This window comes from uncultured Algibacter sp., assembly GCF_947495675.1.
Lineage (GTDB): Bacteria > Bacteroidota > Bacteroidia > Flavobacteriales > Flavobacteriaceae > Algibacter_B.
The window spans coordinates 22,139-35,919 of the sequence record NZ_CANLZX010000005.1; the positions used below are offsets into that span (position 1 = coordinate 22,139).

At 31.0% G+C, this 13,781-nt stretch carries 9 protein-coding genes; 7 read left to right on the plus strand and 2 right to left on the minus strand.

Annotation, left to right across the window (positions count from 1 at the left end; translation table 11 throughout):
- Nucleotides 1-8 precede the first annotated feature (8 nt).
- Nucleotides 9-1,661 carry an alpha-amylase family glycosyl hydrolase gene (locus Q0842_RS04985; RefSeq protein WP_298494986.1) on the plus strand — a complete coding sequence of 551 codons (1,653 nt, stop codon included), beginning with the start codon at nucleotides 9-11 and terminating at the stop codon, nucleotides 1,659-1,661.
- A gap of 99 nt (nucleotides 1,662-1,760) precedes the next feature.
- On the plus strand, nucleotides 1,761-4,133 hold the full coding sequence (locus tag Q0842_RS04990; protein WP_298494989.1) for a GAF domain-containing protein: 2,373 nt from the start codon (nucleotides 1,761-1,763) through the stop codon (nucleotides 4,131-4,133).
- Here the strand turns inward: Q0842_RS04990 and Q0842_RS04995 are convergent.
- On the minus strand, nucleotides 4,123-5,373 hold the full coding sequence (locus Q0842_RS04995) for a Pycsar system effector family protein (RefSeq protein WP_298494992.1): 1,251 nt from the start codon (nucleotides 5,371-5,373) through the stop codon (nucleotides 4,123-4,125). The genes Q0842_RS04990 and Q0842_RS04995 overlap by 11 nt on opposite strands.
- Nucleotides 5,374-5,529: 156 nt before the next feature.
- Between Q0842_RS04995 and msrB the strand changes: the two genes are divergently transcribed.
- From msrB to Q0842_RS05020, 5 genes are all read left to right on the plus strand, one after another.
- Nucleotides 5,530-5,991, plus strand: coding sequence for a peptide-methionine (R)-S-oxide reductase MsrB (gene msrB, locus Q0842_RS05000; protein ID WP_298494995.1), 462 nt, complete (start codon nucleotides 5,530-5,532; stop codon nucleotides 5,989-5,991).
- Between the two features lie 72 nt (nucleotides 5,992-6,063).
- Nucleotides 6,064-7,626 carry a YdiU family protein gene (locus Q0842_RS05005; RefSeq protein WP_298494998.1) on the plus strand — a complete coding sequence of 521 codons (1,563 nt, stop codon included), beginning with the start codon at nucleotides 6,064-6,066 and terminating at the stop codon, nucleotides 7,624-7,626.
- Nucleotides 7,627-7,645: 19 nt separating this feature from the next.
- Complete coding sequence (msrA, locus tag Q0842_RS05010) at nucleotides 7,646-8,146, plus strand: peptide-methionine (S)-S-oxide reductase MsrA (protein ID WP_298495001.1); 501 nt, start codon at nucleotides 7,646-7,648, stop codon at nucleotides 8,144-8,146.
- Nucleotides 8,147-8,188: 42 nt separating this feature from the next.
- On the plus strand, nucleotides 8,189-9,154 hold the full coding sequence (locus Q0842_RS05015; RefSeq protein ID WP_298495004.1) for an aldo/keto reductase: 966 nt from the start codon (nucleotides 8,189-8,191) through the stop codon (nucleotides 9,152-9,154).
- A 107-nt stretch (nucleotides 9,155-9,261) separates the two neighbouring features.
- Complete coding sequence (locus tag Q0842_RS05020; protein WP_298495007.1) at nucleotides 9,262-12,966, plus strand: metallophosphoesterase; 3,705 nt, start codon at nucleotides 9,262-9,264, stop codon at nucleotides 12,964-12,966.
- Here Q0842_RS05020 and Q0842_RS05025 read toward each other — a convergent pair.
- Complete coding sequence (locus Q0842_RS05025; protein WP_298495010.1) at nucleotides 12,963-13,766, minus strand: SdiA-regulated domain-containing protein; 804 nt, start codon at nucleotides 13,764-13,766, stop codon at nucleotides 12,963-12,965. The two genes, Q0842_RS05020 and Q0842_RS05025, sit on opposite strands and share 4 nt — an antisense overlap.
- Nucleotides 13,767-13,781: the final 15 nt, after the last annotated feature.

The window sequence follows — 13,781 nt, forward strand, 5'->3', positions numbered from 1 at the left end:
GAAACAAAATGAAGTATTTTTTAATCCTATTATCTTTTTTAGTTTTTAATGATTGTGAAGACAAAAAACAAATATCCTCTAAAAAACAAAAAACACCTTTTGTATGGGAAGGTGCAAATGTGTATTTTTTATTAACCGATAGGTTTAATAATGGAGATACTTTAAATGATGTAAATTTTGATAGAAATTTAGAGACAGGAAAACTTCGTGGTTTTAAAGGAGGAGATATAAAAGGAATCACTCAAAAGATAAAAGATGGGTATTTCACCAAATTAGGAATTAATGCCATTTGGATGACACCAATAGTAGAGCAAATTCATGGCGGAACTAATGAAGGAACAGGATTGAGTTATGGCTTTCATGGCTACTGGGCTAGTGATTGGACAACTTTAGACCCTAATTTTGGAACAAAACAAGATCTACATAATTTAGTTGAAACGGCTCATAAAAATGGCATTCGTATTCTTTTAGATGCTGTAATAAATCATACTGGGCCTGTAACAGATAAGGATCCTGTATGGCCATTAGATTGGGTGCGAACAGGGCCACAATGCGATTATCAATCTTACAATAATACTATAACTTGTACATTAGTTAAAAATCTTCCAGATATTAAAACAGAAAGTGATGAAGCTGTTGAATTACCAACTCAATTAGTTGAGAAATGGAAAAATGAAGGTAGATATGAAGATGAAGTTGCAGAATTAAACTCATTTTTTAAGAGAACAAACCACCCAAGAGCGCCTCGATTTTATATCATGAAATGGCTAACCGATTACATAAAAGAATTTGGAATTGATGGTTATCGCGTTGATACCGTTAAGCATGTTGAGGAAAACGTATGGCAAGAATTTAAAAAAGAATGTGATTTTGCGTTTTCTGAATATAAAAAATCTAATCCAGAAAAAGTATTGGATGATAACGATTTTTATTTAGTAGGAGAGGTATATAATTACGGGATTTCGGCAGGAAAAGCATTCGATTTTGGAGATAAAAAAGTAAATTATTTTGATAATGCTTTTAACGGACTTATAAATTTTGAGATGAAATGGAATGCCGCTCAACTAACAAAAGAAGAGTTATTTAAAAAATATTCTGATATTTTGAATTCAGAATTAAAAGGCTATGGCGTTTTAAATTATTTAAGTTCGCATGATGATGGGCAACCATTTGATGCGAACCGTAAAAAACCATTTGAAACTGCAACAAAACTGTTGTTGTGTCCAGGAGCATCGCAAGTATATTATGGTGATGAGTCAGCTCGTGCTTTAGTAATTCAAGGAACAGAAGGTGATGCAACATTACGCTCTTTTATGAATTGGGAGTCCATTAAAAATAATACTGAAACAAAAGCAGTTTTACATCATTGGCAAAAACTAGGACAATTCCGTGCTAAACACCCTGCAATAGGGGCTGGCGTTCATCAAATGATTACGGAGTCACCTTACGCATTTTACAGAAGTTTTTCTAAAGACGATTTCAAAGATTTGGTTGTTGTTGGTTTAGATTTACCTATTGGTGAAAAAGTATTAGATGTTTCAAAAGTCTTTGAAAATGGTGATACACTACATGATGCATATTCAGGTCTGTCTAGTAAAGTTGTAGAAGGGAAATTTACAGTTAACTCTCAGTTTAATATTTTACTTCTAGAAAAAATATAACTGTAATATTTTAAACGACAAATTAATAGGTAAGTAAGTTAAATTAATAACGACAAAACTTATTAATTTGTAACTTTGTATAATAAGCATAGTAATATTATGGATATTAACGACAATATTGAGTCACCTTTAAATTTAAAAGTTAGTTTCAATAAATTGTTGGAGCAATATGAGGTTTTGGCTAAAAGTGATGATGAATTTATTGTTACAAAAGCTAAAAGTATTCTTAAGATTGCTAATATATATCCTGAGCTTAGAGAAGGTTTTAGTGACACTTCTATATTAAAACTAAGAGAAAAAGAAATAAGCACGATTCTTAAAGACAGTTTTAGTCCATTACTAACACAAAATGAGATTAAAACAGCTTCGGTACCTTTTCATGATTTAATATTTAATTCTTCAGTACGTTTTAAAAATATAATAGAAAAAGCAGGAGAAGGATTTACTTTAAATATTAAAAATATGCCTGATGATGATAGGTATATTATAGCATGTACAATTATCTTAAATTTTTGTTATGGTTATAATTTAAATTTTAAAAGACCTTTTTATTACGAAATTCCCGATGCTGATGGTATACTACATTACTATAAAATATTATACAATGCAGATTTTTGCGAAATTATTCCAACGGATAAAGCAAAGAAAATTACAGAAGCAGACTATAGAGAATTATTAGATAATTTTGAAAATATTGCACTCTGGAAAGAGAAGTTTCCGCCAAATAGTTACTTGTTTAAAGGATTTGTAATTTCTAATATTTTTGATGTTACAGACGATCAATCAATATCAAATATAAAATCAACTCTTATTGGAGAAAATAAGCGGAAAAATGAAAATTTTATGGAAAGTTTTCATGAAATATTTAGGTCGCTACTTATGTTAAAAGACATTAAGGTTGGGTTTTCAATATATAATAAAGAAGAAGGAAGTTTTCAGCGTGTATATGGTGCAGGTATGAATAGCTATCTTCTAGGAGATAGAGATCATGAAAAGTGTTCAGATGCGTTATGTGGATGGTCGTATAACAGGTTGTTAAACGAAAACAAATACTTTTCTGTTTCAGACGTAGACACTAAATTCGATATAGCTAAAGGTCGTGCGCCACACATTACAAGTCTGCATGAACAAGGAATTAAAAGTGCAATTTTTGCACCCATTTCCAATGATGATGGATTAATGGGGGTTATAGAAATAGTGTCTAAAAAGCCAAGAGTATTAAATAGTATTAATGCTAATAAACTGGTTGATGTTATGCCTTTTATTATTTCGGCTGTTGAGCGTTCTAAAAATGAAGAAGAAAATTTAATAGAAGCAATTATTCAACAAGAATGTACATCTGTACATTCAAGTGTTAAATGGCGTTTTGTAAAAGAAGCAAAAGCGTTTATTAAAGATGAAATGAATGGACTAGATCCAAGTTTTAATGAAATTGCATTTAATAATATTTATCCGCTTTATGGTCAAATAGATATTAAAGGGTCTTCCGAGGCTAGAAATATAGCAACACAGCAAGATTTAATACTACAACTTAAATCTATTAAGAATATTTTCAATTTAATTTCAAAAACTGAAAATTTGCCAATCTATGAACAATACATCTACCAAATAAACGAATTTTTAGACGCTACAAAAAACAACTTTCAAGTAGATAGTGAGCAACAGATATCGGCATTTTTAAAAGAGGATATCGATCCTGTATTTAAACATTTAAGTACTTACAGGCCTGTAAAAGAAAAGATTGAAACATATTATTCTAGTATTGATGATGAATTAAATGTGTTGTATAAACACAGAAAAGCTTATGATGAAACCATAGCTAAAATTAATACAGAAATGGCATCATTATTAGATAAAAAACAACATGATGCTCAGGCAATGTACCCACATTTTTTTGAGCGTTTTAAAACCGATGGTGTAGAACATAACATGTATATAGGAGAGTCTATAACTAAAGAAGATAGTTTTAATCCTGTGTATTTATACAATTTGCGTTTGTGGCAATTACAAGTTATGTGCGAGATGGAAAACAGCTATTATCAAATGAAATCTGATTTTCCTGTTGCCCTTGATGTTGCTTCTATGATTTTAGTTTTTAGTCAACCTTTATCTATTAGTTTTAGAATGGATGAAAAACAATTTGATGTAGATGGTACTTATAATGCACGCTATGAAATTGTAAAAAAACGAGTAGATAAAGCATACATTAAAGGCACCACAAATCGTGTAACCCAAAAGGGAAAAATAAGTATTGTTTATTCGCAAAAGCAGGATGAACAAGAATACTTACGATATATTAAGTTTTTACAGTCTAAACATTATTTAGATACCGATGTTGAAATTGTTGAGCTTGAAGATTTACAAGCTGTAACTGGATTAAAAGCTATAAGAGTAAGTGTACTTTATCATACAGATGGTAATGATAAAGAATTTTACACATATGATGATTTAATGAATGAGATTAAGGCTTAGTTGTCATTTCTTGAACATGAGAAACTGGCGATTCGTCTGGTAAAACATCTTCTAACTCTGCTCCATTTATCTTTAAAGCAATACCAAATGATAGAACAGAAACAATCATGCCTATCATAAAAATAGTATAAGTAACTCTAAGAATTCTATATTTACGCTCTAAAACTTTTCCTAAAAAATAAAGGTCTTTGGTTAAAGAGCTATAAACGTATTCTTTATCTTTTATAAGTTCTTTAACTGCCCAATCATATTCCTTTAAACTCATTTTATGAAAGTTTCCAAAAAAGGTAAGGTTAACATCTTTATTTGCTACATCTTCTTTAGTAAACTCTCCACTAGTAATATTAGGTCTGGTTGCTATAATTGATAAAACCATAGATACAACACATGATAATGTAAAAATAGCTGTAGGGTAAATTAAATAAGCGTTATTATCTAATTTTGATATTAAATTTGCTAAAACAAGTGAAATGATAATGGCATTTACAGATAATAAAATGTTAGCTTTAGTATCTGCAATATCACTAAGTTTAATGTGGTTTCTTAATGCAACCCTATAAAATGTTTGTATGCCTCGTTCTGGACTTTCGTTTTTGTATTGTGCTTTATATTTTGCTTTTAATTCTTCAGTTTTAAGTTTGCTATTTCTTTTCTTCTTAGTTTTCATTAATTTAGAAAGGTTTTTTTCCTTTCTAGGTTGCCAATTTTTTAAAGCATAGTCTGTGTAAAACTCATGTTTCTTTGTAAGAACTTTTATGTTTTCATTTAGCCATTCATTAGGCGAATAGCTTGCAACTCCTTGTATTTCTAGTTCCTTTCTAAGAAATTCGCTGGCTTCGTCAAAATATTTTTTTCCAAAATGAGACGCATCAGCATCTCTAATTATTTTTCCAAGTTCTGTATTTGGCGAATCTTTAAATTTAGTGGCTAAAATACATGCGTTTACAGCTTTTATTGTTTCCGCATCGGCATTGTTGTCTGTTAAAAAACGCGTTGCAATCTTAACACTTTCTTCTTCATGCCCATCTTTAGTTTTAGTATAGCCAGTATCATGTAATAAAGCAGTTAATTGAAGAATTTCTGAATCTTTTTCGCTTATCTCAGTATTTTCAATAATTTCTCTTACACTTCTTAAAACACGTTCAGTATGTGTGTAGTTATGGTAAATAAATGTATGGTCTAATTCGTTTTTAAACAAATCAAAAACAAATTTTTCAGCACTATCAATTAATTTCGACATAAAACAAGTAAATTTAATATCACAAATTACTAAAATTTAAATATATTATGTGTGCTTTATCTATAAAGATTTTGACTGTAAGAATGTTGACTTGTTTTCGACTTAAGATATCTTAAAACATAGTATATTTAACTAAAAAATAAAGAACCTATTATTATGCTAACTTGGAAAGAAGTTATTAATTTTTCTGTAAAAGGAAACCCTACTCCAGACAAACGTGTCGAAAAAACTGAAGCTGAATGGCAAGCTCAACTAACTCCAGAACAATTTAGGATTACAAGGTTAAAAGGGACAGAAAGGCCGCATAGCGGTGCTTTATGCTCAATTCATGAAGCTGGAAAATACAATTGTATATGTTGTGATACGCCATTATTTGATTCTACAATTAAGTTTGAATCTGGTACTGGCTGGCCTAGTTTTACGCAACCAATTAAGGAAAATGCTATAAAGTATGAGCGCGATACTGCTTTTGGTATGGTTCGCGTTGAGGTTATGTGTAATACTTGCGATGGCCATTTAGGGCATGTTTTTCCTGATGGTCCTGAGCCAAGTGGTTTGCGGTACTGTATTAATTCAGAATCAATGCAGCTAGAAAAAGGTGCATTAAGTACAGAATAAAATTAATTTTTATAATACATGCCATAAGGGGTTAAAATAAACAGTATTAAAAAGTACGGTTATAAAACTTATATGAATTTAAATATTAAAGATATATTTAATAAAGAATTACCTGCAGATCTTATTAAAGATAACTCTAGGCGACAAGTAATTGAAGCTTGTTTTTCTTTTGTTACACCAAAGCATACAGCAAAACCAGAATTACTCCATGTGTCTTCTGAAATGTTAGAAAACTTAGGGCTTTCTGAATCAGATGCAGAAAGTAAAGATTTTTTAAATGTTTTTACAGGAAATAAAGTTTTAGAAGAAACAAATCCATATGCCATGTGTTATGGTGGGCATCAATTTGGTAATTGGGCAGGACAATTAGGCGATGGGCGCGCCATTAATTTATTTGAAGTTGAGCATAATAAATCTAATTGGCAAGTACAGTTAAAAGGAGCAGGAGAAACACCTTATTCTAGACATGCAGATGGTTTAGCGGTATTGCGTTCTTCGGTAAGAGAATATTTGTGTAGTGAAGCCATGTTTCATCTAGGTGTTCCTACAACTCGTGCTTTGTCCCTGGCACTATCAGGAGATAATGTACTTCGAGATGTTATGTATGACGGGAATTCGGCTTACGAAAAAGGAGCAATAGTATGCAGAACAGCCGAAACTTTTTTACGCTTTGGGAGTTATCAAATTTTTGCTTCAAGACAAGATGAAATAAACTTAAAAAAGTTAGTTGATTATACAATTAAGAATCACTTTACTCATATAGGAGAACCATCTAAAGAAGTATATATCACATTTTTTAAAGAAGTCTCAGAACGAACTTTAGATATGATAATTCATTGGCAACGAGTTGGTTTTGTTCATGGGGTAATGAATACAGATAACATGTCGATTCTTGGTTTAACGATAGATTACGGGCCATATGGCTGGTTAGAAGGTTATGAGTATGGCTGGACTCCAAACACAACTGATAGGCAAAATAAGCGCTATCGTTATGGTAACCAACCTAATATTGGTTTATGGAATTTAATTCAACTTGCAAACGCAATATACCCGTTAATCGATGCTGCAGAACCTTTAGAAGCTATTTTAAATCAATATAAAACAGATTTTGAAGTTAAGTTACTAAACATGATGTGCTCTAAGTTAGGTTTTTTAAATAAAGATGAAAATGATCAAAAACTAATACTAGAATTAGAGGATATATTACACTTAACAGAAACCGATATGACAATTTTCTTCAGAAATCTAAGTAATTTTGAAAAAGAAAAACCTTCAGAAGGGCTTCATGTAATTAGCGATGCATTTTATAAACCAGATGAAGTTACTGGGAATATTGAAAAGCGATGGAAAAGTTGGTTTGAAGAATATGCAAAAAGGTTGCGACAAGAATCATTTTCAAATGATGAACGAAAAGACAAAATGAACACAATAAATCCTAAATATGTATTACGTAATTATATGGCACAATTAGCCATTGATGATGCAGATAATGGAGATTACAAATTAATAGACGAATTGTTTAATATGCTTAGAAAGCCTTATGATGAGCAACCAGAATATCGAAAATGGTTTGCTAAACGCCCAGAATGGGCTAGACATAAAGTTGGCTGTTCTATGTTATCTTGCAGTTCATAAAATAATATAAATTATAATAATGAATAATTATAAAAAGGCATACATAGCAGGAGGCTGCTTTTGGGGTATGGAAGATTTGTTTAGAACGCGCCCAGGAATAAAAGATACCGAGGTTGGTTATATAGGTGGCGAAAACGAAAACCCAACTTATAAAAACCATCCAGGTCATGCTGAAGGGATAGAGCTAATTTATGATCCAAACGAAACATCATTCAGGGAGATATTAGATTATTTTTTTAGAATTCATAATCCTACAACAATAGATAGACAGGGTAATGATAAGGGTTCGAGCTATAGGTCGGCTATATTTTTTCAAAATGAAGAAGAAAAAAAAGATGCCCAAGATATTATTAAAATTGTAAACGACTCAGGTAAATGGGAAGGGACTGTAGTTACTACTTTAGAGCCCTATTCAACATTTTGGAAAGCTGAGCCAGAGCATCAAGATTATTTGGTAAGAATTCCTAATGGATATACATGTCATTTTGAAAGGTTTGAAGAGCCTTTTATTTTATTGTAAACTCAATATTAATACTATTTTCAAAAAAGTTGTTACAGATAAATGAAAACGAATTCAAAAACAGAATTAGGCCTAGGTTTAGCAGCTTTAGGTAGGCCAGAGTACATTAATATTAGAACAAATAAATCAATTGATAAGTCTGAGGAGGCTTTTAAGCAAAATACATTTTCGGTTTTAGATGAAGCTTATAAGTTAGGAATTCGATATTTTGACACAGCACCATCCTACGGGAAAGGCGAAGCTTTTTTAGAAGAATGGAATAGAAAACATAAGCACCTAAATGTTGTTTTGGGTACAAAATGGGGTTATACTTATGTGGCTAATTGGGAACTTGGTTTTGAGGGAAAACATGAAGTTAAAGAACATTCATTAAAAAAATTGAATGAGCAATGGGATGTTTCAAAAGCAATGCTTCCGAGCCTTAAATATTATCAAGTGCATTCGGCTACTTTTGAAAGTGGGATTTTAGAAAATATAGATGTTTTAAATCAGCTTCATAAAATAAAAAAGGAAACTGGAGTACAAATCGGTATCACAACAAGTGGTCCAAATCAAAGTAACGTAATTAATTTTGCTTCAAATATTATAATAGAAAATAAATGTTTGTTTGATACTTTTCAAGTAACTTATAATGTTTTTGAACAATCAGCTTATCCTGTTTTAAAAGAGCTTCTTAAAGATGGTAAAAAGGTAATTGTTAAAGAAGCCTTAGCTAACGGACGTGTTTTTCAAAATAAAAATTTTCAACATTATAATAGAGCATATTTAGTTTTAAACCAGTTGGCAGAAAAATATAAAGTGGGTGTTGATGCCATTGCATTACGTTTTGTTATAGATGGTTTACAACCAAACTATGTGCTAAGTGGTGCCTCAGATTCTATACAATTAAAAGAAAATTTTAAGGCATTAAATTTTAAATTAACAGAAGAGGAATTGAATGTACTTAAATCAATAAATGTTGCAAGTACTACTTATTGGGATGAGCGAAGTGATTTGCCTTGGGATTAAAGAAACTCTTTTTTAGAAACTATATATTATTTGAGTTAATTATTTAGTTGATTGGAATAGCTTTACAAAAGCTAAAAAAGTAATTTTACATACAGAAATAATAAACTATGAAGATTCTTAAATACATTTTAATTTTAACAGTAATTTTATTTGTAACTGCATGTGCCACATACACACCACAATATGCTGATGAGAATCATAGCAAAATAGAGTTTCCAAACAAAGAAATAGACAAAACATTTTATCTAGTTGGTGATGCCGGAAAATCTCCAATAGGAGGTATGTCTAAAGCCTTAACGGCTTTTAATAAATATATTGAAAACAAAAAAACAAAGGGCGATTACACTATTTTTTTAGGAGATAACATATATCCTTCAGGGTTACCTAAAAAAGGCAAAAAAGGGAGAGGAAACGCAGAAAATGCTCTTAATGCTCAAGGAAAATCTATTGCCGATTTTGAAGGAAAAACTGTTTTTATTCCTGGAAATCATGATTGGTATGCAGATGGTTTAAAAGGTCTAAAACGCGAAGAAAAATATGTTGAAAAATTAGTTGGTAAAAATACCTTTAAACCAGAAAATGGTTGCCCGCTTGAAAGTATTGATGTTAGTGAATCTATTCAATTAATTATTATAGATACGCAATGGTATCTAGAAAACTGGAACAGACACCCAACAATTAACGACGAATGTGAAATAAAAACTAGAGAGCGCTTTTTTCAAGAAATTGAAGGAGAACTTAAAAAAGCACAAAATAAAACTACGGTTTTTGCCATGCATCACCCTATGTACACAAATGGCGCGCATGGAGGTAAATATGCATTAAAAAAACACTTATACCCATTTCAACAAAAAATACCACTTCCTGGTGTAGCATCTTTTATCACACAATTAAGAACACAAGGTGGTGTGTCTATACAAGACAGGTATAATGAGCGCTATCATGAATTAATGAGTCGTTTGGAAACAATGACTTTAGATGCTGATAATGTCGTTTTTGTATCTGGTCATGAGCATACTTTGCAGTATATTGAACAAGAGAGCATAAAACAGATCGTATCTGGATCGGGAGCAAAAGAATCTTCTGTTGAGTTAAGTAGCAATGGATTGTTTTCTTCTGGCGAACAAGGGTTTGCAGAGTTAACTATTTTTAAAGATGGAAGCAGTTGGGTGCGTTATTATGGCGAAGCTAATGGTAATCCAAAATTATTATTTACAAAAGAAGTGTTTCCTCCAAATAAGAAATATGATTTTTCAAACCTTCCAGAAACATTTCCACAAGAAGTAGAAGTGTCTATTTATACAAAAGAAGAAACAGATGTTTCTGGTTTTTTTGAGTCGGTTTGGGGAGACCATTATAGAGATATTTACAGTACAAAAATTAAGGCTAAAGTAGCAACACTTGATACTCTTTATGGCGGATTAGAATTAGTAAGAAAGGGAGGAGGGCACCAAACAAGGTCTTTGCGATTAAAAACTAAAGATGGTCGCGAACTTAATATGAGAGCCCTCCGAAAAAGTGCTACACAATATTTACAAACAGTACTTTTTAAAGATACTTACATTCAAGATGAATTTGAAAAAACAGCAATTGAAGGATTAATTTTAGATTTTTATACTGCTGCTCATCCATACGCTTTTACAGTAGTTTCAGATTTATCTGATGCCGCAAAGATATACCATACAAACCCTAAATTATTTTTTATACCTAAACATAAATATATGGGTGAGTACAATAAAGAATATGGCGGGGAATTATATATGATAGAAGAAAGGCCAGAAGATAATTATGCTGATGATAAGAATTTTGGGTATGCTGATGATATTGAGAGTACACATGATATTGTTAAAAAAATTAGAGAAGATGAAAAACATAAAATTGACGAAAATGCTTTTGTAAGAGCTAGGCTTTTCGATATGTTAATTGGCGATTGGGATAGGCACCAAGATCAATGGCGTTGGGCGCAGTTTGATATGGAAAATGGAGATAAGTATTATAGGCCAATTCCTAGAGATAGAGATCAAGTATTTTCAAATTTTGATGGTGCGCTGTTAGACGTCATGAAGGTTATTTCTGGTTCAACAAAACAGCTTCAGGTATATGATGAGGAATTGGCAAATATTGAGTGGATGAATGCTGCAGGTATAAAACTAGACAGAGTTATGGTCCAGCAAGCAGATAAGGAAACATGGTTAAAACACGCCAAATTTCTTCAAGAAAATATTACTGATGATGTTATAGAAAAAGCATTTAAAAAAGTACCTAAAGAGGTACAAGACAAAACGCTTGATGATATCAAACAAAAGTTAAAAGGAAGACGTGCTAATTTGCAAAATATTGCAACTCGTTATTATAACTATTTAAATGAATTGGTTGTTTTAACTGGTACAGATAAAGATGATTATATAGAAGTATCCAGAACAGGAGATAAAGAAACAAATATTAAAATATCTAGAATTATAGATGGTGAAAAAGGTGAAGTTATTGTTGATAAAACATTTAATAAAGATATTACAAAAGAAATGTGGATTTATGGTCTAGACGATAAAGATGTTTTTGAAGTAAAAGGAAAAGCTAATAATCCAATATTTATTAGGCTAATAGGAGGTCAAGAAAACGATACTTATATTATAAAGAATGGTAGGAAAGTTAAGGTTTATGATCATGAAAGTAAATCCAACACTATTAAAGAAAATAATGGCGCTACAATAAGATTAACAGATGTTTACAAGTTAAACCTATTTGATTTTAATAAGAATATTACAAAATCTAGTGTCATTACACCAGCTATTGGATTTAATCCTGATGACGGGTTTTTGCTTGGTGTATCATATTCCAAAACAATCAAAGGATTTCAAAGAAACCCTTTTTCACAACAACACAGGTTTAAAGGAGGGTATTATTTTGCTACAAATGGCTTCTCTTTAAATTATGATGGTGAATTTGCAAATATTATGAACGATTGGAACCTACACATTGCTGGGCAATTTACAACCGAAAATTTCACAAATAACTTTTTTGGTTATGGAAATGAAACAGAAAATAATGATGATTTAGAGTTGGATTACAACCGAGTTAAAACAAGTACTTACGCTGTAAAGGCGGGTATTTTAAAAAAGGGAAATTTTGGTAGTGATTATGGAATTAGGACAATATTTGAAGGTATAGAAATTGAAAATACTGAAAATAGATTTATCACCAATGAATTTGTTGATGCTAATGACTCAGATTTTTACAAGCGACGTTTTTTTGGAGGCTTGGAAGCTCAATTTAATTACAAGAGTTTTGATAATAAAATCAACCCTAAAAAAGGGATGACTTTTATGTTACAAGTTGGTGGTAAAACTGAATTTGAAGACACAAAAAACACTTATGGATATTTAAATTCAAATCTTGGTTTTTATAACTCATTATCAAAAAACAAAAATTTAGTTTTAAAAACAGATGTAAGAACCCAAATACGAATGGGTGACGATTTATTGTTTTATCAAGCTGCAAATATTGGTGGTAAGAATGGATTAAGAGGGTTTAGGAATGAGCGCTTTACAGGAAAAAGTTCTTTGGTAGGAAGCGTAGATTTACGCTATAGTTTTCCTTCTTTTAAAACAAATACTCTACCATTACAAATTGGTATTTTTGCAGGTGGTGATGTTGGTAGAGTTTGGCTAGAAAATGACTTTTCAGATAAATGGCATAATGATTACGGAGGTGGTTTTTGGATAACTGCTGCCGAAAGTTTATCCGGAACATTTAACTTTTTTAATAGTGAAGAAGGCTTAAGGTTTACTTTTGGATTTGGATTAAATTTTTAATTCAATTGGAACTCGTAAAGATGTCCTCCCTTATTTTTATTTTTTTCATCTGTTATGTATACTGTCGAATTGTTTTTAAAACATATGCCCTCTTTTTGAGAATTATGTTTGAAATTTAACAATTCAATATCACCATCAAAAAAATTATCACCTTTAAAATTGCTAATTTTTATTAATTTATTATGATTTAAAAGAGCTATAATATTTTTTGATTCATTAATAGCAGCCGAGGTTATTTTTAAACTTTTTCCTTTTAGTTTAAAATCGGTAATAACTTCAGCAGTATGCTTTCCAATGGTATTAGGTACTTTAATGAGCATACAAGATTTATTCTCTTTGCTAAAAATATAAAAGTAATTATTTAATAGAAAAAAGGCCTCAAAGTCTTCCGAATTAACTTTTTTTGGTAATGTGAAATTTATACGTTTTGCACTAGTTTTATCAGACTCTAAATCTGATACTTTATAGATGGTAAAATCGTCACGATTTTTACTATTATTGCCAAAATCTCCTATGTAAAGATTTCCATCTTCATCAGAGGTTAAGTCTTCCCAATCAATATTACTCGAGTTACTAATGTCAATTTCCTTTATAATATCTCCGTTTAAATCTATACCGTAAATGTTGTTTTTATTGCCCGAATCTTCAATAGTCCACAGTAAGTTTGAACCAGCAACACGCTCAATTGCAGAAGCTTCTTTCAAACTTTTAGGTAAGCCAGCAATAATATCTAATTTTCCAGAATTGCAGGACAAAAAGAGAAATGTGAAAAGTAATGTGGGTTTTAGGGTAAAAGTCATAAATTGTATTTTTAT